The sequence below is a fragment of the Paenibacillus sp. FSL R5-0923 genome, from assembly GCF_038009145.1.
Lineage (GTDB): Bacteria > Bacillota > Bacilli > Paenibacillales > Paenibacillaceae > Paenibacillus_AQ.
Genome location: NZ_JBBPAT010000001.1, coordinates 814,971 through 835,127 on the forward strand (window position 1 = coordinate 814,971; position 20,157 = coordinate 835,127).

Annotated in this window: 16 protein-coding genes, 5 pseudogenes and 1 riboswitch; of the genes and pseudogenes, 15 read left to right on the plus strand and 6 right to left on the minus strand. The window is 42.3% G+C overall.

Features of this window, described 5'->3' with window-relative positions; translation table 11 throughout:
- Positions 1–18: 18 nt before the first annotated feature.
- Positions 19–448, minus strand: a pseudogene (locus tag MKX35_RS03655) (alpha/beta fold hydrolase); the annotation flags it as partial.
- Positions 449–453: 5 nt separating this feature from the next.
- Positions 454–1,362 carry a LysR family transcriptional regulator gene (locus MKX35_RS03660; protein ID WP_076298094.1) on the minus strand — a complete coding sequence of 303 codons (909 nt, stop codon included), beginning with the start codon at positions 1,360–1,362 and terminating at the stop codon, positions 454–456.
- A 26-nt stretch (positions 1,363–1,388) separates the two neighbouring features.
- On the opposite strand from MKX35_RS03660, the gene MKX35_RS03665 reads away from it, so the two are divergent.
- From MKX35_RS03665 to MKX35_RS03715, 12 genes and pseudogenes are all read left to right on the plus strand, one after another.
- A complete protein-coding gene (locus tag MKX35_RS03665; RefSeq protein ID WP_076285046.1) occupies positions 1,389–2,399 on the plus strand; it encodes an alpha/beta fold hydrolase in 1,011 nt (336 codons plus the stop codon).
- A gap of 173 nt (positions 2,400–2,572) precedes the next feature.
- A pseudogene (locus MKX35_RS03670) lies at positions 2,573–3,197 on the plus strand (MerR family transcriptional regulator).
- Complete coding sequence (locus MKX35_RS03675) at positions 3,194–4,390, plus strand: MFS transporter (RefSeq protein WP_076298093.1); 1,197 nt, start codon at positions 3,194–3,196, stop codon at positions 4,388–4,390. The pseudogene MKX35_RS03670 and the gene MKX35_RS03675 overlap by 4 nt, the downstream one beginning before the upstream one ends.
- Before the next feature lie 30 nt (positions 4,391–4,420).
- Positions 4,421–5,212, plus strand: coding sequence for a helix-turn-helix domain-containing protein (locus tag MKX35_RS03680; RefSeq protein WP_076285045.1), 792 nt, complete (start codon positions 4,421–4,423; stop codon positions 5,210–5,212).
- 96 nt (positions 5,213–5,308) lie between these two features.
- On the plus strand, positions 5,309–5,698 hold the full coding sequence (locus tag MKX35_RS03685) for a hypothetical protein (RefSeq protein WP_081382684.1): 390 nt from the start codon (positions 5,309–5,311) through the stop codon (positions 5,696–5,698).
- Between the two features lie 160 nt (positions 5,699–5,858).
- On the plus strand, positions 5,859–6,641 hold the full coding sequence (locus MKX35_RS03690) for a carbohydrate ABC transporter permease (RefSeq protein ID WP_341043794.1): 783 nt from the start codon (positions 5,859–5,861) through the stop codon (positions 6,639–6,641).
- 386 nt (positions 6,642–7,027) lie between these two features.
- Positions 7,028–7,516, plus strand: a complete 489-nt coding sequence (locus MKX35_RS03695; protein WP_218640861.1) for a hypothetical protein — start codon at positions 7,028–7,030, stop codon at positions 7,514–7,516.
- A gap of 12 nt (positions 7,517–7,528) precedes the next feature.
- Positions 7,529–7,750 (plus strand): annotated as a pseudogene (locus MKX35_RS31815) (CPBP family glutamic-type intramembrane protease); the annotation flags it as partial.
- Positions 7,751–7,919: 169 nt separating this feature from the next.
- Complete coding sequence (locus tag MKX35_RS03700; RefSeq protein WP_076285082.1) at positions 7,920–8,696, plus strand: formylglycine-generating enzyme family protein; 777 nt, start codon at positions 7,920–7,922, stop codon at positions 8,694–8,696.
- 263 nt (positions 8,697–8,959) lie between these two features.
- Positions 8,960–9,499 (plus strand): annotated as a pseudogene (locus MKX35_RS03705) (DegV family protein).
- Positions 9,500–10,006: 507 nt separating this feature from the next.
- On the plus strand, positions 10,007–11,719 hold the full coding sequence (locus tag MKX35_RS03710) for an AraC family transcriptional regulator (RefSeq protein ID WP_341043798.1): 1,713 nt from the start codon (positions 10,007–10,009) through the stop codon (positions 11,717–11,719).
- 263 nt (positions 11,720–11,982) lie between these two features.
- Positions 11,983–12,629: pseudogene (locus tag MKX35_RS03715) on the plus strand (AraC family transcriptional regulator).
- A 160-nt stretch (positions 12,630–12,789) separates the two neighbouring features.
- Here the strand turns inward: MKX35_RS03715 and MKX35_RS03720 are convergent.
- Both MKX35_RS03720 and adhP read right to left on the minus strand, forming a co-directional pair.
- Positions 12,790–12,957 carry a hypothetical protein gene (locus tag MKX35_RS03720; protein ID WP_218641847.1) on the minus strand — a complete coding sequence of 56 codons (168 nt, stop codon included), beginning with the start codon at positions 12,955–12,957 and terminating at the stop codon, positions 12,790–12,792.
- Positions 12,958–13,159: 202 nt separating this feature from the next.
- Positions 13,160–14,176 carry an alcohol dehydrogenase AdhP gene (gene adhP / locus MKX35_RS03725; protein ID WP_076298090.1) on the minus strand — a complete coding sequence of 339 codons (1,017 nt, stop codon included), beginning with the start codon at positions 14,174–14,176 and terminating at the stop codon, positions 13,160–13,162.
- 197 nt (positions 14,177–14,373) lie between these two features.
- Positions 14,374–14,454: riboswitch (glycine riboswitch) on the plus strand.
- A 134-nt stretch (positions 14,455–14,588) separates the two neighbouring features.
- On the opposite strand from adhP, the gene MKX35_RS03730 reads away from it, so the two are divergent.
- Together MKX35_RS03730 and MKX35_RS03735 are read left to right on the plus strand one after the other, a co-directional pair.
- Entirely contained in the window at positions 14,589–15,947 is a 1,359-nt protein-coding gene (locus tag MKX35_RS03730) for an amino acid permease (protein ID WP_076298089.1), read from the plus strand.
- Between the two features lie 155 nt (positions 15,948–16,102).
- The gene (locus MKX35_RS03735; RefSeq protein ID WP_076298088.1) at positions 16,103–16,555 is read left to right on the plus strand and encodes a helix-turn-helix domain-containing protein; all 453 of its coding nucleotides are present in this window, start codon (positions 16,103–16,105) and stop codon (positions 16,553–16,555) included.
- Between the two features lie 78 nt (positions 16,556–16,633).
- Here the strand turns inward: MKX35_RS03735 and MKX35_RS03740 are convergent, their stop codons facing one another.
- Positions 16,634–18,097, minus strand: coding sequence for a DHA2 family efflux MFS transporter permease subunit (locus tag MKX35_RS03740; protein WP_076298087.1), 1,464 nt, complete (start codon positions 18,095–18,097; stop codon positions 16,634–16,636).
- Between the two features lie 166 nt (positions 18,098–18,263).
- On the opposite strand from MKX35_RS03740, the gene MKX35_RS03745 reads away from it, so the two are divergent.
- Entirely contained in the window at positions 18,264–18,818 is a 555-nt protein-coding gene (locus tag MKX35_RS03745) for a TetR/AcrR family transcriptional regulator (protein WP_076298086.1), read from the plus strand.
- 172 nt (positions 18,819–18,990) lie between these two features.
- On the opposite strand, the gene MKX35_RS03750 is transcribed toward MKX35_RS03745, so the two are convergent.
- A complete protein-coding gene (locus tag MKX35_RS03750; protein WP_076285036.1) occupies positions 18,991–20,142 on the minus strand; it encodes a metallophosphoesterase in 1,152 nt (383 codons plus the stop codon).
- Positions 20,143–20,157 lie beyond the last annotated feature (15 nt).

The following is a 20,157-nucleotide window of genomic DNA, read 5'->3' on the forward strand; positions in this document are numbered from 1 at the left end:
GTTATACAAAGGGAAGCCTCAATTGCCCTCAAGAATCCACTTGCTTAGCTCTTTGTCAAAGGTTTGAGGTCTTCAAACATCGGATTGTGACCACTATGCTCAAAGATCACTTTTTTACGTGCTCATAGGTCTCATCAACAGAATTCCAAAGTGAAACAGGCGCTACCAAATAATCATAACTACCTAAACCGATAAATACTGGTTTGTTGAATTTAGCGAGTGATTGTATAAGATTCAGTTCTCCGAATGCTTCTCCCCACAGATGATCGATAATTGGCATATTCGTATATACATCTTCCCACATGTAAGCTGCGTCAAATGTATAATCATAAAAGCTTTGGGCTCCCATCCGTATACACATGTGAACGAATCGTCGTTCAGAATCTTTCACAATGTCACTTTCTAACAAAGTAATATCCATCTCGAACTGTCTTTTTCTCTCTGGACTTACCCTTATTCACCACGATCCGGCAGGTGGTTGGAGAACGTCTCTCTGGTTAAATTTAAAAAGGCATCAATCGCGGGCGAGATCCATTTTTCTTCATGCCAGAACATTTGCGTTGCAAAGGATACAGCTGTCAAATCCCAGGGTAGCGGAATCAGTTCTCCCCGATTCACCTCTGCTGCTACAGCCATATCAGGCAAAATGGCGATACCCATTCCCATTTTGGCACATTGCTTAATCGCCTCCGCACTATTAAACTCTAATTCTGTAATGCTTCCCATCGCCTTCTGGGAAAGACTCCGCTCAAAAAACATCCGATAGGAGCATCCCTGCTCCGTTAGTAGGAAGGTCTCGCCATTAAAGTCCTCAACCGTCAAAGCTGTCTGCGAAGCAAGCCGATGCTCTGGTGCAACCAATAAATAGAAGGGCTCGTCAAGTACCTTTTCCCCACAAAGTCCTGCCTCTCCCTTGATCTCATCCAGCACAAAAATAATGTCTGCACTGCCTTCCCGCAAGCTCTGCTTCAGGTTTGGCTCCGAGAGCGGGCGAAACATCAACCGGACTCCCGGATAGCGTAAGCGAAATCGCTTAAGCACTGCCGGAATTCGGTACGTACACAAGGTATCATCTGCACTTATAGTTAGCGTACCTGTCATTTCACCCGTTTGCTTGACGGCATGCTGCGCCTCTTCCAGATCACTCAAAATGTGATCCACATAACCCAGAAAGCTTCTGCCCGCATCGGTCAGCGCCACCTTTTTCCCCATTCGATCGACCAGCTTGACCCCAAGCTCATCCTCTAATGCTTTCATCTGCATCGTAATGGTTGAGGGGACGTAGTTCTGCGCTTCCGCTGCGCGGCTAAAATTGAGGGTAGAGGCCAGGGTATGAAACGTTTTAAGTTGACGCAATTCCATCGTAAATACGGAGAGGAGAAGATTACTTGAGAGATTATGAGATTTTTGAACTTGGGGATATCACACTGCAATCCGGAGAAATACTTCCTCAAGCGTTTCTCGCCTACAAAACCTATGGGACGTTGAATGCAGCCAAAAATAATGTGATTTTTTATCCTACCTGGTTTGCAGGTCAGCATGCCGATAATGAATGGTTGATCGGACCGGATAAGGCATTGGATCCGAATAAGTATTTCATCATCGTACCGAATATGCTTGGCAACGGGTTGTCCTCATCACCGAGCAACACGCCCCCTCCTTATGACCGGGCCAACTTTCCAGAGGTTACGATCTATGACAATGTGCGACTCCAGCATCAGCTAGTAACTCAGAAGTTCGGTATTAACAAAATTGCTTTAGTCGTCGGCTGGTCACTCGGGGCCGTACAAACCTTTCAATGGGGAGCAAGCTATCCTGATATGGTGGATCGGATCGCTCCATTCGGAGGAACGGCCAAGACCCGGCCACATGCGAAGGTTGTTTTTGAAGGACTTATCGCAGCCCTTCAGGCTGATTCTGCTTGGAAGCAAGGCTTTTATACCGAGCAGCCCAAGGCAGGATTGGCTGCAATGGGGCGGGTTTATGCCGCATGGGGGTTCTCTCAGGCTTATTATCTGGAGCAGCTATTTCAGCAGGAAGGTTACCTTACGCTCGAAGAGTATCTCGTAGATTATTGGGATGAAGTATTCCTAACCTTCGATGCCAATGACCTGATTACCATGTTGCGAACAGGGATACATGGAGATATTAGCGCAAATCAACGGTATCAAGGAGATTTTGAGCTTGCGCTAAGCAAGATAACATCTCGAGCGCTTGTTATGCCGGGGAGTACGGATCTTTTCTTTCCTCCTGAAGATAATGAGTATGAGACTCATCATATGCATAACGCAATCTTTCTCCCAATTGAGTCCAAATGGGGGCACTGTTCCGGGATTGGACAGCATGAACCAGATTCAATATTCATAGACACACAGCTAAAACAATTTTTACTGGAATGAGATCAGGATGTTGCAAAATAACAGGGACGTTTTCGTTGATGAAATCGTCCCTGTTTTCATTTTATCTGTCGACTCCATCTGCTGAGCCGTGTCCTCTGCTTGTTTATCTGCTTGACTTTCCCCTGCACAGGAAGCTTTATACTCTGAATATCATCTAGATTGGAGGCGGAATTTTGTTCAAAATCAGTGAATTTTCCATTAAGCAAGGTTTCCTTAAAAGCATTGCGATACTATGACCACATTGGCATGTTAAAACCAAGAACCGTTGACCAAGACACAGGATATCGATATTATTCAGCTGATTGAGAAAGAGGGATTGTGGAGAGAGAGTGGGAAGTCGTGATTAAAGCAGTAGAACATAAGCTATTTCTTTCACTTAAAGCACGCGGTAAGGAACAGGATATTCCGGGACTTTTTCGAACGTTTAATCAATGGATAAGAAAAGAAAACCTGAATCTGGTGGAGAGTCCCAAAATCGTTATATGGAGTGAATTGGATGAAAACGTGGATGAGTTTGAATTTGAAGTAGGCCATTTTTTAAAGGGCGAGCTGTCAGTACTTACTGATGAACTTCAAATTCGTTCTCTTCCCCCAGAATTAATGGCGATACTGACCTTCCACTCAGATTCAGCCTTTGCTTGTACCGCTTGTGTGGATTTAGCCACATGGATCGAGAACAATGGTTATCAAATCAAAGAGGATCAACCTGGCAGAGAGATTTATTTGCCGCTCCCCACGGAACAAGATATCCAATTGATAGAAATTCAAATTCCGATAAAAGGTGGTGGAGAGGATTGAAAAATAGTACAGTGATCTATATTCTGGCTCTGGCTGTTTTCTTGATCGGAACCATTGAATATATTATTACAGGAGTCATCGAAATGATTGCGTTAGACTTGAAGGTTTCTACTTCGGTCGCAGGATTATTAGTGACTGCGTTTGCTCTCTCAGCTGCCATTGGTGCCCCAATTTTAATTGCAACGACCATTAATATGGACCGTAAGAAAGTATTAATGAGTGCACTTAGTGTGTTCATCCTTAGTAATTGGTTAACATTTTTCAGCTCTACCTTTGAGGCCGTTCTTGTTTCTCGTATTTTGCAAGGGTTAAGTGGCGGTGTCGCAACCGTTGTAGCTATGGCGGTGGCGACTAGGCTGGCAGTTAAGGAAAAAAGGGGCAACGCCATCGGTATTATTTTAATGGGCCTCAGCAGTTCACTCGTATTCGGTGTTCCCATCGGCACTTACTTTAGTGATTGGCTTGGCTGGAAATCCTTGTTTATTTGGATGGGGTTTATAACTATTTTTCCACTGCTCGTGATCTATAAAAAAGTTCCTGCCATTAAAGAAAAAGAAGCCGTTACCATTGGGATGCAGCTCTCTATATTAAAAGACAAAAGAATTCTGGTAGCCTTAATCATCACCTTGCTTTATATCTGTGGCTATTCAACATTGTTTACCTATATTACACCGTTCCTGCAGGCGACATCGCCTCTTTCGATTACCAAGATCAGTGGAATTTTATTTCTTGCTGGGGTTTGCAGTTTCGTTGGTTCGAGGGTGGGGGGATTATTGGCAGATTCGAAAGGGCCAAAATTGACCATTTTCCTGGGGCTAACCTTGCAAGTAGTCATGTTTCTCTTTTTATCTCTTGTTGGTAATAATCTGGTATTGTTAATCGGTGTCTTAATGATCTGGATGCTGGCGACCTGGAGCATTTCGCCGGCTCAACAATTAAATCTTGTCACCTTAGTGCCCCATTCACCTGATATTGCCTTAAGTGTGAACACCTCTTTTATTCAGTTTGGATTTGCGCTTGGCTCTGGTTTAGGTGGCCTTGTGATTAGCCATTCCTCCATCCTCCACTTGAATTGGTTAGGACTTGGGGTTGTAAGTATAGCTTTACTGCTGGCCCTTCTGCTGTTCTCGAAGATGAATAGTCATGTCGGAAATCATGCCAATAGAGGTTGCGGTCAAACGTCTCATAAGTAATGGCGAAAAATTCGTAAGGAGATATATGCGATGATTCGAACCTTTGAACCAATAAATAGCTTACATAGGATAGTGGACTATATCTGGGTAGTAGACTTTGACTTTCTCGCTAATGACAACAGAGAAGATATTATTATGCCGCTGGGGTATATCAATATCATTTTCAATTACGGGTCTGCTTACAGTCTGGTAAGAGAAGATCAGGAAGTGGTGATCCCTAATACGGTTGTGATTGGTCAAATGAAAAGCGCGAAATATGTTCGATATGGACAACAGTTGTATCAAATCGGGATTTCTTTAACTCCGTTAGGATTTATACACTTGTTTCAAGTGCCCGGCCTCGAATTGGAAGAGCGAATCCTACAAGCCACCGATGTGGACCCTGATCTAGATGAACTGTACCGGATGATGAGATTTAAAGATGTGGAACAAAATATCACAGCAATCAATCATTATTTACTCGATAAGATGGTGTTGAATAAGAAGGATACTGGCCGCATAGAGGAAATGCTTACTTATGTAGAACGAGAGTATGAAAACTTGAATATTGTGAGTATGGCAAAATTTTTTTGCATTTCAGTAAGTACGTTAGAGCGTTTCTTCAAAAGGCATGTCGGGCTTACCCCAAAGACCTATGGGGATATTGTGAAGTTTAGAAAACATGTTGAGGATGAAAGATTGAGGGAGGAGATGCAGTATCGTTACTATGATCAGTCTCACCTCATCAAAACATTCAAAAAGTTTGCAGGCAAAACCGTCAAAGAGTTAGAGAAACTTCCACATGAATTAACCCTTCGATATGTCTGGCATGGTCAGAAGTGATGAACGCCAGATCATATAGATGCTGATTTTTTACAATACACTGTTATTCCTTCCTGCTAATCTTGAGACACTAACAGATGAGAGGAAGGAATAACGATGCAGGATATTATGATCATAGCAAGTTTACTAGTGTTTTTTAATGTAATGTTGTTGGCGATATTGGTTCCGGGAGGGCCGATTGAGAATAGAGATTTTTCAAAATTAAAAGGGGTTGTATTTTGGGGATTTAATCTGTTTCTTATCTTACTTGGTGTTATGTCGTTTATCACGTGTTATCTCTTGTTGATTGCACATCCTAATGCGATTTTCATCACGAAAATTATCGCTGTTTTATACTTTATCGTGTACATTATCGATTTAGCTGGTATTTTTCCTAAATCACCGACTAAAATGTCTAAGCCACTTATACTTTTTGAAATCATTAATGGATCAATGGCTGTCTTCCTCTTCCTCTTTGTGACGGCGATTGGGCATATCGGTTCATGAGGACGAGAGCCCGTATCACAAGTAGGGCAAAATTTTTAGAAGCCTTGCGAAATATGAGTAATAGCGTTCGCTGATGGAGGGAGGGCTATGGTAAAAAAAGATTGCTCGTATTCTGAATGGGTTGTTCCTCATCCTCTGCGCATTTACGGCACTTTTTCCGATGCTCCATGTGCTTGCTGTATCATTCAGCAGTAGCCGATCCGTTCTGGCGGGAGAAGTGTTCTTGTGGCCGGTCGAGTTCAATATTAAAGCATTCACGAAGCATTTCGAGACAGGACTGCTGTTTATTGCGATGAGAAATACGATCATTATTACCGTGGTTGGTACAATACTGCAAATGGCAGGGACGACACTTATGGCGTACCCTCTGTCAAAGAAACGTCTCCGGGGACGCAGTGTTTTCCTTCTAATGATTTTATTTACGATGCTGTTTGGCGGTGGTCTGATCCCGATGTTTCTTCTATTGAAGAATTTGCACATCTTGGATACATATTGGGCGATTTGGCTGCCAGGATTAATAAGTGTGTATAATCTGTTTGTAATGAAATCCTTCTTTGAGGGGCTTCCTTCAGAGGTCGAGGAGTCCGCGAAGATTGACGGCGCGAATGATCCCATGATTTTGTGGAAAATCGTATTACTTCTCAGAAAGCCGATCCTAGCAGCATTATCGTTGTTCTACCCTGTAGGATTATGGAACGTATATTCACAAGCTTTGTATTTCTTAAACAACTCGAATCTGATGCCGCTTATGGTGAGATTGTACCAGTTAATTCAGGTAACTTCACTTGACAGCTTGTTGGATAATTCCGAATATAATTTACTCCAACCGGAAAGCATCAAGGCCGCAGCCATCGTTATATCTGTTTTTCCGATCTTATGTGTGTATCCGTTCCTACAAAAATACTTCGTAAAGGGGGTATTGTTGGGGTCTGTGAAGGGATGACGACATTGAATTTAGAACTCACGCAAAGAGGAATCCGCGATATAGGATAATTTTATGATTAGCTAGGTGTCTTGGGGGCGAGTTTTTTACTGACTTTTTCGTGCAGCAAATGCACGGCATTTATTTCTTATCTGCACTAAAATTTATCTCGAAGGGAGGGAATACGATGGATTGGTTGGAGAGAATGAACAGCGCCATGGAATATATAGAAACAAATCTAGCAGACAAAATCTCATTTGATGACATAGCGCAGATCGCCTGTTGTTCTAAAGTCATATTTAGAAGTTTATATCCCCATTGAATAAGGTTGTTTAAGTGATGTATTGACCTTGGGATGGTCCCATAGTTTAAGATTTAGAAGGATTAAATTATTGGGGGAACAGGATATGAATAACGAAAATGAGATCAGAAGCATATGGAAGCTTATAACACTTCACTTATTTCCAGGAATGGCGTTAAGTCTACTTTATCTGTTTTTATTACAAGTGGACAGTTTAACAGGCTATCCTAAGATTGTTGCGTTAGGAATAGCCGGTTTTTTCTCAATAGTGCCTATAGAACTAGGGTGTTTATTTTATGTTGCCAAAAAGGAAACAGGGAATTTCAATATCTTTAAGGTACTGGGCCTAAAAAGTAAGATGAAGGTTAAAGAATATATTGTCTACACTCTTTTATTGCTTTCATTGGTAGGAATACTTATGAAGGCATTAAAACCTTTTTCAAATTACATATTAAATACAGTATTTCATTGGCTTCCAAGTGAGTACAATTATGTCCAGGACATGAGCCTATTCAGTGAAAACTATATCATAATTGCAATAGTAGCAAGCTTTTTCATTATTACACTTATACTACCCATAACGGAGGAACTCTAATTTCGAGGATTTCTACTGGCTCGTATGAAATGGATGGGCAAGCATAGTGTACTGGTCAATCTCGCATTATTTGCGGTTTATCATTTCTGGTCTCCTTGGCTAATAGTCGCAAGAATTGTAGCATTTTTACCACTATTTTATTTGGTATACAAAAAAGATTCTTTGAAGTTGGGAATATTTGTACATTGTTTGGCTAACTTTACAGATGTAATAGCTTTAGTGATGTTATTGTAAACCGTGCCGCAATCCCTTAGACCGCGGCGGTTCGAAGGTTCTGAATGCCAATTCGGCTATGAACTAGTTATCAAAGCATCACTACTAGGAGAATAAATTTACGTACTCTAGATGCAGATTGGTGGATGTAGACTATGGAGAAAATATTGGAGTGAACGGGGGACTTCATATGACATTAGGACAGTACGGAAATAACAGTGAAGGTTTTATCAAAGATATAATGAATATGATGGTACGGATTGAGGGTGGGGTTGTTGAATTACGCGATTATATTAATACGAATAAATGGCTTAGTTCTAACTACACGTTATCAGACCCTGGAAGAGGAAGTGATAGAAAGGTTATTTTATTGAATGAAACAATTGAACCTTTCTATGTAATGAAGTATCCAGTAACACGGCAGTTGTATCATTTTATCATGGATGAAGAAGAAGTAGAACCTGATGCGAGTAACCTGCCAATTACGCAAGTTTCATGGCTAGATACTCTTGTCTTTTGTAACAAATTATCTAGAGTGCTTGACAGAACTGAATGCTACACAATAACAAGGGAAAGTGAGAGCACAATATATAACAAAGAAGCGAATGGATTTCGATTACTATCGGACGCTGAATGGCAGTATGCATGCAAAGCGGGAACCAAGGGATATCGGTATGAAAGAATCGATAAGATTGCGTGGTATAAGGAAAATTCCAACGGTTCAGCCCAGGAAGTTGGGAAAATGCTTTCTAATCCATGGGGACTTTACGATATGATCGGGAATGTTTGGGAATGGTGCTGGGATCTCTATGATACAGACCGATATGGCAACTATAGGGTCTTCCGAGGCGGGAGTTGGGCAGAAGTTGAAAACAACTGTGGTTCTACGGTTAGAAGGAAAAGCATGCCTGATTTCAAGATAGATGACCTTGGTTTTAGAATAGCATTCGGAGCACGAATAGATTAACGAAAATTGCCCTTACTGACAGCGCAGAGAACCGTATCATAAGGAGCAGTAAGTTTTTTTTAGAAAAACTCGCAGGAGCCTGTATTTACAGTATGCGGACCGTAGGAGTGGGGTAGGTCACTCTCTATGGAAAACAATGTGTAAACAGGCTTATGCGAGCTTTTTTATTGTCTACACAATAATTGGATTTGAGTGTGGATGATTAATTCCTATAATCGTGTATAAGCAGAAACTTCTCAGGTAGGAAGCCGAGAAAGCGGCATTTGATTTACTTTATCAGACTAGAGATCAAGAACAGAATCGACAATATCATTGAAGAAATGTCCTTCTATCTGATCCCCGCCAGCCTGGGTCAGCTACACCGCAGTGGGCGGCTCTCCGGCTCTCAGCTTTTGCTGGGCCAGCTGCTGCGGATTCACCTGCTGCTGAAGTTCGATTAGAGAAAAATTGTCGTCGTAGACAAAATCCGTACCTTCATGAAGACGAAGCAAAAGCTGCTGGAGACCATCCATAAGGATATCGGGCGGTACCAGGATGTATGTATTATGCATGCCAACAATATGGAAGAGGCGCTGAGCCTGGAGTCGGCTATTAAGGGAATGTCGCCTTCCGTGCGGACAGAGATCATGACTTTTGTCCCTTTGGTAGGCGCTCATATGGGCGAGGGAACGCTCGCGCTGTCATGGATTAATCGTACAGCCCTGAATAGTATCGCTGTTCAGGATTTAGTACTGGAGCCTGTGCTCAAGGGTTGGTCTCGCCCGGTGAAATTGCTTGCATACACAAACAATGATTGGATTTAGAATTGAGTTGTATGCTAATGATTAAGACAATTGAGAGATCAAAGAAAGGCCCTCACGATTCATTGATAGACGCTTGGACACTTTCGCATGTATTTTTTGGGGACAAGCGTCTTTTGCTTTTGGGACAGACTCCGGAAAAACAGCCGTATGCCTCGCTATTCGCATCCTTATCTCATCCGGCAACACCTTGTTGACAGCGCTAGCCGTATTCGTTATTGTGTTTAGAAACATGATTCAATTGAGAATGATTATCTTTTAGATAATTTAGAGGGAGCTTGCGAATCAGCTATGGACGTTCTGAGACTTATACAAATATGGAACCAGGTGATTATGCGCGTGCTGGATGTGCGGCTAATGCAGACCGGAATCGACAACGATTTGAATCAATACCGATTGCCGGCAAGCGCGTTTTTATTCGCTTTCCAAGGACAAGGTGAGTTGTGGGTTGACGATGAGGTGTGGCTGTGCGATCGTTTTTATGTACTGCACGCCGGCAAAGGCTCTCAGGTGACGGTTCGGAGCCGAGAAGCACTGAACGTATATATCGTACTCTACAAAGCGTCTCTCCCCGCTTCGGCCTCGCACGAATTTCATATGATGATGGAGGAATCCGACCCGTTTCTGGAAAGCTGGGGGTTCCCGCCTGGCGAGCCGCTGGCCATGCTCGAGCTGCTTCAAACGATACGCGACGGTTGGCTTAAATCTGACGACGGATTGACCCGGCTGTCGGCCAAGGGAGACTTTATCCGCTTCGTTCACGCTGTTCTGAGGGAGCGCCTGTTCGGAGCCGGCGAGCCATCCTTATCTGAGCAAGTTATTCGGCATTTGTCCAGGAATTACCGCCAGCCGATCTCGTTTGAAGAGCTTGCTCGGCAATTGAATTACAGCCAACAATACATTTCGCGAAAATGTAAAGAACAGACGGGGCTCAGTCCGCTGGACTACGTCATTCGTTTCCGAATGGAAGATGCGAAGGCTCTGCTGGCTGGCACGATAGCAACGCAACAGGAAATAGCATCGCATGTCGGTTATCCCGACCTCATTTACTTCAGCCGCATGTTCAAAAAGTATGCCGGCATAACGCCGGGTCAATATCGTAAACGATATGGCCAGTTCGTTTCAGATTATGCAAGGAATATGTCACAATCGTCCGTTGTTCCAAGCCGGTTATTACGCTATCCTTTTCATGTGAGTGATATTGATTATCAATTTCAACAGGATGAGGCGAATAAAATGACTAGAGCAACCAGAAGTTTTTATGCAGTGATGCTGTTATGCTTGACCGTGATGTTAACGGCTTGCGGTGGGTCGGTGAACAACGGAGGCGCAACGCACAGCCAGGTTGCCGTCAGCGCTTCTCCAACCGTGATCGCCCAAGAGTCAGAGGCTTTGACATCTTCGGAGATCAAGATCGTCAAGACTGCTTTCGGCGATGTCGAGGTTCCTGCACACCCTCAGCGCGTAGCGGCAATTTCTTATCTCGGCACCGTACTTGCGTTGGATGTCCAGCCGATCGCAGCCGAATCGTTCTTGATGTCGAGTCCTTATCTCGAGGGAATGCTGGACGTGGTGACGGATGTAGGCGACTCGTTAGAGAAGCTGCTGGAACTCAATCCGGATTTAATCATAACGCATAATCCACAGCCTGAGGTAGTCGAGAAATATCAGATGATCGCACCTACAGTATCTGTTCCTTACAATCAGTTTGCATCCATTCAGGAAGAAATGCTGTATTTCGGCGACTTGCTAGATAGACGCGAGGAAGCGGAGAAATGGAACGAACAATTCGAGAAGGAAATTGCAGACATTCGGGAGAAAGTCCAACAAGCCGTTCCCGAAGGAGAGACGCTTTCGATTATGCAAGAGTACGATGGAAACGTGAGCCTTTTTGGTCCGAAGTCGGGACGGGGCGGCCGGCTGATGTATGAAATAATGGGGCTGAAGCCGACGACGACGGTTCCAGGATTTATGCTGGAGGAATCCTACTATGAATTTTCGCTGGAGAAACTTTCGGAGTACATGGGTGATTATTTGATTCTGACGACGGAAGTCAGCTTGGAATCGCTGCAGGCTGATCCGATCTGGGGGTCGCTAGAGCCGATTCGCAACAATAAGGTATTTATATGGACGGAGAACCAATCCTGGTACCGCGACCCGATCGCCGTGAAAAGACAAATCAACGAATTGACCGACTGGATCATCGAGGCAGCGAGTCGGTAACTGCCCAAAGTATGGATTGATCGAACAACGGTAATATAAAATCAGAACTTGCCGGTTCGAAAATTGTGATCGGTGTACAAGATGAAAGCTGAGGACTCAACAAGAGCCATCCCAAATGGGATGGCTCTAAAACTTGCCGTTACAGCCAGCGCGGGGAACCGTATCATAAATAAGGGCAAGTTTTTTGCTGATTTTTTCGTGCAGAAATTGCAAGGTATTCATTTTTTATTTCCGATAAAATTACCTTGAAGGGAGGGAATACGATGGATTGGTTGGACAGGATGAATAGTGCCATGGAATATATCGAAACAAATCTAGCGGACACTATTTCATTTGATGAAATAGCACAGAGAGCCTGTTGCTCTACCTATCATTTTCAAAGAATGTTTCCATTTATTACTGGCGTATCGTTATCGGAGTACATTCGACGTCGACGGTTGACATTGGCGGCATTCGAACTGCAGACAACAGACTCAAAGGTTATTGATGTAGCTATGAAATATGGATATGATTCGCCGGAGGCGTTTGCACGGGCCTTTAAGAATCTTCATGGTATTATGCCGACATCTGCGCGCGATACAGGCGTTTCTCTAAAAGCCTATCCTCGAATGTCCTTTCATATTTCAATAAAAGGGGATGTCGAAATGAATTACCGTATTGAGCATAGAGGTTACCTAAGGGTCTTGAAATTCCGGAGAGATTCACAAAACTTTCTGTCCCAACATTAACGTGGGCGATTTTCCCGGAGCCGTAATGTGATATGCAAAAACTATGGCAACGAATCTATTCTGAGTGGTTTCCGACATCTGAATACGAACAGGTTGAGGGCCCTAGTTTCGAAATGTATTATGGAATGGCGCGGCATGGGAATGTTTCAGGAGAAATCTGGATACCAGTGAAGAAAAAATAACGCTCTTATGTGAGCGAAATGTAGGCGTTAACGAAGATGACAACTGAACAAATCTAGATTAATAAAGGGTCATCCCCACAAAGGATGGCCCTATAACTTGCCGTTACAGACAGCGCGGTGAGCCTTATCATAAGTAGGGCGAAAAAAAGGGAGTGACCACTTAATTTGCCGTCTTATTGACAAAATCAATCTCATTTCTGATCGCTTTATGGGCGTCATTCCACAGGCCCTTTGTCAGGCGAATGCGCAGCAGGCATTTGTTAGGGTCTTCGTCGTTATTGGCTTCGTTATACCAATCGGCGAATATTGTGCGCAGCTTTGTCATCATCTCCGCGTTCTTCTCCCAAATCCATCGCTATTTATAGTTTGGTATTTATTCATTGTTATCATCCTTTTTCATTTTTATTTTACACATCACTCCTTCCCTTCACGGATTCCATTACATTCTCCATGGAACGTTCTAACATTCCGATCACCTCAAATTTTGTGGCTTGTAATAAATATTATGGTAGCATACTTTTTATTATTGATCATTTCGTCATATCAAGGACGATTCGACCATTGATTTTGCCTTCTAACATCAGATCGTAGATCTCATTAATATCTTCTAGTTTACGTGTCTCAATAATGGTTTTGATTTTTCCTTCTGCAGCGAATTGTAATGTTTCTTGTAAATCTTTGCGAGTGCCGACAATCGAACCGACTACCTTTGTTCCGTTTAATACTGTATCAAAGATTGGGACATCCATGGATTCAGGAGGCAGCCCAACCATGACGCAGGTACCGCCGCGGCGAATGGCCCGGTAGGCTTGGTCGAATGCTTTTTTCGCAACCGCTGTACAAACGACACCATGCACTCCGCCGATTTCTTTTTGAATCCAGTCTGCCGCATCTTCTTTTAATGCATTTACGGTTTTGTCTGCGCCAAGCTGTTTGGCAAGCTCCATCTTTTCATCCGACGTGTCGATGGCCACTACGTTCATTCCCATCACCTTTGCATATTGTACACCAAGATGACCCAATCCTCCGACGCCGAAAATGGCTACCCATTCACCTGGCTTTACACCTGATACTTTCAAAGCTTTATAGGTCGTAACGCCAGCGCAAAATAAAGGTGCCGCTTCGATGAAGCTTAGATTATCAGGAACCTTCACTACATAATCGGCAGCTGCCACACAATATTCTGCATATCCGCCATCTACGGAATATCCGGAATTTTGCTGATCGAGACAAAGAGTCTCTCTTCCTGTAAGACAATACTCACAATGACCGCAGGCTGAGTACAGCCATGGAATTCCTACTCGGTCTCCTACCTTTAAGTGTGTAACTCCTTCACCTATTTCTTCAATAATCCCAACGCCTTCATGTCCGGGAATAAGAGGGAGTTTCGGTTTGACGGGCCAATCGCCATGAGCAGCATGCAAATCAGTATGACACACTCCGCACGCGTGAATATGGACAAGGATTTCTTTGTGTCCGGGTTTTGGTTTAGGTACGTCTTGTAGCTCTAACTTTTCTTTGAATTTCTTTACTATAGCGGCTTTCATTAGCATACTCCTTTAGTTTTTTGCTTTTCAAAAAGTAGTATGTTCATGAGGCTAACTTTAAATTCTTGAGACTTTTATCACTGATTAACACTCACATCACAAGTAATATGTTAGAATATCAGAACAGCTTTACTGCGTTACCGCTTTATCAACTTCATAATTCACGAGCTATGATGGCTAAGGATTACACTTTAGCTGGAGCAGCTTCTGGAGAGACTGCGGAAATTCCGCGGCGCCGAAGGGTTCACAATCTCAGGCAAAAGGACAGAAGAGTACTGAATATGTATTTGTCATGCTGATCGCCATCAGTAGGGCGAATATTATTTGATATTCTTACGATCTGGGAGATTGGATGACATCCAATCTCTCTTTTTTTATTCCAATTTATTGTACTCACAAGGGGGAACTAGGTATGGCACAACCAGAATTAAAGAGAGAGCTGGCTAATCGGCATGTTCAGCTTATTGCTATTGGCGGCACCATTGGTACAGGATTATTCTTGGGATCAGGCAAGGCGATAGAGAAGGCAGGCCCATCCATTATGATCACGTATTTAATCGTGGGTATTGCTGTGTTTTTTGTGATGAGAGCACTGGGAGAACTCCTATTATCTAAAGCGGGCTATCAATCGTTTACGGATATTGCTGAAGACTACCTTGGATCACGGGTCGCATTCATTACTGGTTGGACCTATTGGTTTTGCTGGATCATGACGGCTATGGCTGATGTCATTGCTGTTGGCGTATATGTACAGTACTGGTTTGATATCCCGCAGTGGGTTCCTGCCATCGCCTGTCTAGTCGTGTTATTAGGACTTAATCTATTAACTGTAAAGAGCTTTGGGGAACTCGAATTTTGGTTTGCTTTAATTAAGGTAATTACGATTCTCGCCTTGATTGGTCTTGGGGTCATTTTACTGATCATAGGGTTTAAGACGGATGCAGGATCGGTGACGGTACGAAACCTATGGGAGCATGGGGGATTTTTTCCGAACGGCATATCAGGCTTCTTATTTTCTTTTCAAATGGTTGTATTTGCTTATGTCGGTGTGGAATTGGTGGGGGTGTCGGCAGCGGAAACAGCGGATCCGGAGAAAAATATTCCATCGGCAATTAATAAAATTCCTTTACGGATTCTATTCTTCTATGTTGGTGCGCTTTTCGTCCTGCTATGCATAAATCCTTGGACGGAGCTCAGTCCGGCAGAGAGTCCTTTTGTAAAAACCTTTACTTTAGTAGGGATTCCAATTGCCGCAGGGATTATTAATTTTGTCGTATTAACTTCAGCCGCTTCTGCTTGTAATAGTGGGATGTTTTCGACAAGCCGAATTCTCTATAATTTGAGCAGAAACGATCAGGCGTCACCTAATTTGGGTAAACTAAATAAAAACCATGTACCAGCCAACTCGTTATTCATTTCTACAATTGTCATATCTGTAGGGGCTCTTTTGAGTAAACTTATTCCGGAACAGGCTTTTGGAATCGTGACAACGATAAGCGCCATTTGTTTTATATGGGTGTGGGGCATTGTTCTCATCTGCCATATTAAGTACAAGAAAACCCGGCCAGACTTACAGGCGAGATCGAAATTCAAAGCACCGTTCACACCGGCTATTAATTATATTGTCTTAACCTTGTTCGCTGGGATACTGATCATCATGTTATTCGCTGGAGAGACACGCCCGGCTCTATTATGTACTCCGTTATGGTTTATTTTATTATTCATCCTGTATTCGATTAGAAGTAAAAAGGGGAAAAGTAATCAAGCTTGAGTGAGACCAACATTAAGTAGCGGCAAGCGAAGACCTTTCACAAGTCTAGTGTTGATCGCAACTTAGGGTTGCGGGGCTGCAACTAAAGCGTTCTTTACTTCTGCATACGATTAATCCAATATAGGCTTAAGAATTGCAGAAAGGTAGTTGCTGCTATGATCTTTGGGGAGAAGTTAAAAGCGGAAAGAAATAAAAAAAGTTGGTCACAAGAAGAACTGGCCGAGAAGCTGTTTGTAAGCCGACAGTCGGTTTCGAAATGGGAGAATGGTCAAAACTACCCAAGCATTGAAATCATTATTAAAATAAGCGATCTTTTTGGGGTAACTATCGATGAGTTACTAAGAAGTGACGAGGAGTTGACCAAAAAGGTGATAGAAGAAGGGAAGAAATTAGCTCACCCGAAATTAAAGTTTGTATTTGATGTCTTCGTAATAGCAGGCATTGTGCTGTTAGTGATTAAACTCTGTGTTCTCTTTCTGAACAAAGTAACGGCGCTAGGGATTACCTTGAATGGCGGGTCATTCTTTTGGAACTTCGGTTCTTTGATTTTAATGGTTGTCGGGGGAATCGGCTCCAGCATTCTGAAAGAAAAATATAAACAAGAGTAAGCCGGTGAGCCGGGAATAGCTATTAATAATGTAAAAGGACAGCTGATCGCTGTCCTTTTTACATTCCACGTTATAAGGTTATTCCTTGTTAACTAGGTTTGCTTTCTTTTCAAACATGATCTTGCTCTTCATCGGCATAAATAATGTTATAACAAACGCGGCGACGGATAAAATCATCATAAAGTAATAGGCGTCACTTGCCCCAAGAATGGATGCAAGGGATTTAAGGATCCCAGGAGTAGTAGAGGGATTGCTCTGCATCACTGTGGCCGCATGACTTGTTGCCTGCACAGTATAAATCGTAATTACGACAGCAGTTCCGATGGCTCCGGCAATTTGGCGAACGGTATTGTTCACTGCTGTACCATGGGTGCCGAGTTGTTTGGGCAGTGCATTTAGTCCAGCCGTATTGAGTGGCATAGTGATGAAGCTTAATCCAATTCGCAGGCCAATGGTACGAATCATTAGATACGTATACGTTGTAGATTCAGATAGATCAGTTACCGCCCACATAGATGGAATAATAAAGAGTAAACCAATAATGAACAGTGGTTTAGCACCAAAACGGTCGTATAATTTACCGGTGACGGGTGACATGAACGCATTTACGAGCGCCCCTGGCAGCAATAGTAGTCCTGCATCAAATGCTGTAAAACCACGGCCATTCTGCAGATAAATAGGCAATAAAATCATATCTGCGTACATCATCATCGTGATTAATACGTTAATAAGAGAAGTCATCGTAAAAACTTTATTTTTGAAGACAGACAGGTTCAGCAGTGGATCATCAGACTTGATTTGTCGAAGACAGAATACGGCCGTAACAGCGATCCCGATCCCTAAGGTCAGAATTACTACTACATCGTCCCAGCCTTTACTGCCTGCACTACTGAAGCCGTATAAAATTAAGCCAAATCCAACGGTTGATAAAAGAACACTTACTACATCAAGCTTAGACTTAGACGTCTCGGATACATTCACTAAATACTTGAATGCCAACGCTATAACAATGATGACGAGTGGAATGAGGCCGATAAATAACCAGCGCCAAGAGTGATATTCAACAATAAATCCTGCGAGCGTTGGCCCAATAGCAGGAGCAAATATCATCGCCAGTCCAAGCAGTCCCATAGCACTGCCGCGTTTTTCAACAGGGAAAATAGCGAGCACAACGCTCATCATGAGCGGCATTATAATACCGGCACCTGCAGCTTGGATCATCCGTCCGACTAAGAGTAGACTAAAGCTCGGCGCTGCTGCACAAATGATTGAGCCAATTAATAAAAATGACATGGCACTTAGAAATAATTGACGTGTTGTAAAACGTTTCATTAAATAGGCTGTAATCGGAATCAATATCCCGTTGACCAGCATAAAACCCGTTGAAATCCATTGTACAGTTGTTGCCGTGACATCAAATACATCCATCAGACTACTTAAGGCGACATTTAAAAGCGTCTGATTGAGTGTAGATAAGAAACAACCAAAAATTAGAATGGTTAGTAGGATTCCTTTATTTATTTCCTTAATATCTTCTTGCATGGTGCAGGCCTCTCTTCATTGCTTTTTCGACACAGTGTCGATAAAATAAATCATATCAGCATTTAAACGGTATTCCTATTTGCAATTTTATTGAAAATGTCGACTAATCGACAGAATGGGTAAATTAGTTGATGAAATACTATATAAACGATAATAGAGGGATGAAATGTCCGAACATAAAAGAGTTGATCCACGAGCCATTCGCTCAAAAAAGATGCTGAAAAATGCTGTTTTTTCATTATTGGCCGAGAATGTGGAGATTTCTCAATTGACTGTCCAAAAAATCGCCAACCGTGCTGAGCTGAATCGTGCAACGTTTTATTTGCATTATGAGGATATTAACGATTTATTGCGCCAGATCGTACATGAAATCTTTGATGACCTGTCCATGAAGGTTGAACCGTTATTACAAGTGAAGAGCAGTATCGAGCAGGAGCAGTTGGTCACATTTTTAAGTTATTTTTATGAATACCGGCAAATCTTTGCTGTATTGGTAGAGCACAAAGGCTTCAAAAACCAATTAACCAACCTATTAAAAAATACTATCGAAAAGCGAAGAAACGTGAGAAACATAGATTCCACTAAGGAGGTTGTCTCCCTTGATATTATTGCAGCATCACTATTAGGGATTATTATGTGGTGGATTAAGGATGGCAGCCAATATAGTGCGGAATACATAGCAGGTCAAGTTACCTTGATGTATAAAAGAAGGTATTTATAATCGCTAGACTATGCTACAGGAGGATATGGGTAAAAACCGTTGTATGATGTAGAGAGACAAATTTCAAGATAACGGATATTCTCCGCACCAACCTTAGGTAAAACTATAAAAAGCGGCAGTCTAGGGCGGTAATTCTCGTCCAAAGGCTGTCCGCTTTTTTTTATAAATCATTCTATTTAAAATCAACTTTAATTAGTGCTATCTCACTATTCGTTCCAATGCGTAATGGCGGTCCCCAAGTCCCTGCACCAGATGTGACGATGACGTTAGGGCTGTTCTGATTTTTCTGATAGTGCCCGTAATCTACTGTAAACATAGCGTTGGTGATTAGATTTGCAGGAAATACTTGTCCTTGATGCGTATGTCCGCTAAGTATTAAATCGACATCATCTCCGTACTGAATCATATTCGTGGGTTGATGATCCATTACGATAACGGGCATAGTTGTATCAATGTTACCCATCACTTCAGAAGTAACTGCTCTAGCATTTCCTTGATCACCAATCGGTGATGAATCTCTCCTGCCAACTACAACGAATTGATTATCAATAACGACATGCTCATCATTTAGAAGTTTAATATTACTCTTATCTATAAAGTTCACAATCTCATCGTATGATCGTCCTGCATCATGGTTACCTAAACAAGCATAAACCCCATAGGTAGACTGAATAGTATTTAATAACTCTATTCCTTTGGAAGGATTAGAGAGCGCATAGTAGTTACCATTAAATATATCTCCTGACATCAACACAATATCCGGCTGCATGTTATTAATACGATCAACAACGTCTTCAATAAACTTTACATCATTTACGTAGCCTAAATGTAAGTCGCTGATCAGAACAATATTTAAATGATCTAACGACGTGCTTTTATGTATTTGGATCGGATAAGTAACTTCTTTTATCTGATTCGCATTATAAATCCCATAGGACACCAACCCTATGACTAGAATTAATACTACTGACCTTGTATGAAAAATAACACGTTTTGGCGCAGGGGAGGGGATGATTTTGATCCATTTAATAATAAGTAAGATTACATCGGAAAGGAGTAACAGCAAGAACAAATAGAAGTAGATCCCCATCCAATAGTCCCCGAATTGGCCAATAAAATTAACAATACTTGAATCGGTCGTCATAGCTGAAGAGGACAATAGTAAATTAATAATGATTGTTACCGCACACAAGCTGTAGATGACTCCGTATATAATCCCATTAATACTTGGAAATACATGTTGTAACCATTTAAAAATTTTTCTTGCGATGTAATAGTTACTTGCCGCGTACATAGCGAATATAAACAGAAATGCAAATACCATATGATGCACCGTCCT

What these genes read in the sequence shown, in the direction of transcription:
- MKX35_RS03685 (WP_081382684.1), top strand. Translation starts at nt 5,309, where the DNA reads ATGCAGGATATTATGATCATAGCAAGTTTACTAGTGTTTTTTAATGTA.
- MKX35_RS03660 (WP_076298094.1), bottom strand. Translation starts at nt 1,362, where the DNA reads ATGGAATTGCGTCAACTTAAAACGTTTCATACCCTGGCCTCTACCCTC.
- MKX35_RS03680 (WP_076285045.1), top strand. Translation starts at nt 4,421, where the DNA reads ATGATTCGAACCTTTGAACCAATAAATAGCTTACATAGGATAGTGGAC.
- MKX35_RS03700 (WP_076285082.1), top strand. Translation starts at nt 7,920, where the DNA reads ATGACATTAGGACAGTACGGAAATAACAGTGAAGGTTTTATCAAAGAT.
- MKX35_RS03690 (WP_341043794.1), top strand. Translation starts at nt 5,859, where the DNA reads ATGCTCCATGTGCTTGCTGTATCATTCAGCAGTAGCCGATCCGTTCTG.
- MKX35_RS03735 (WP_076298088.1), top strand. Translation starts at nt 16,103, where the DNA reads ATGATCTTTGGGGAGAAGTTAAAAGCGGAAAGAAATAAAAAAAGTTGG.
- MKX35_RS03695 (WP_218640861.1), top strand. Translation starts at nt 7,028, where the DNA reads ATGAATAACGAAAATGAGATCAGAAGCATATGGAAGCTTATAACACTT.
- MKX35_RS03745 (WP_076298086.1), top strand. Translation starts at nt 18,264, where the DNA reads ATGTCCGAACATAAAAGAGTTGATCCACGAGCCATTCGCTCAAAAAAG.
- MKX35_RS03740 (WP_076298087.1), bottom strand. Translation starts at nt 18,097, where the DNA reads ATGCAAGAAGATATTAAGGAAATAAATAAAGGAATCCTACTAACCATT.
- adhP (WP_076298090.1), bottom strand. Translation starts at nt 14,176, where the DNA reads ATGAAAGCCGCTATAGTAAAGAAATTCAAAGAAAAGTTAGAGCTACAA.
- MKX35_RS03750 (WP_076285036.1), bottom strand. Translation starts at nt 20,142, where the DNA reads ATGGTATTTGCATTTCTGTTTATATTCGCTATGTACGCGGCAAGTAAC.
- MKX35_RS03730 (WP_076298089.1), top strand. Translation starts at nt 14,589, where the DNA reads ATGGCACAACCAGAATTAAAGAGAGAGCTGGCTAATCGGCATGTTCAG.
- MKX35_RS03720 (WP_218641847.1), bottom strand. Translation starts at nt 12,957, where the DNA reads ATGATGACAAAGCTGCGCACAATATTCGCCGATTGGTATAACGAAGCC.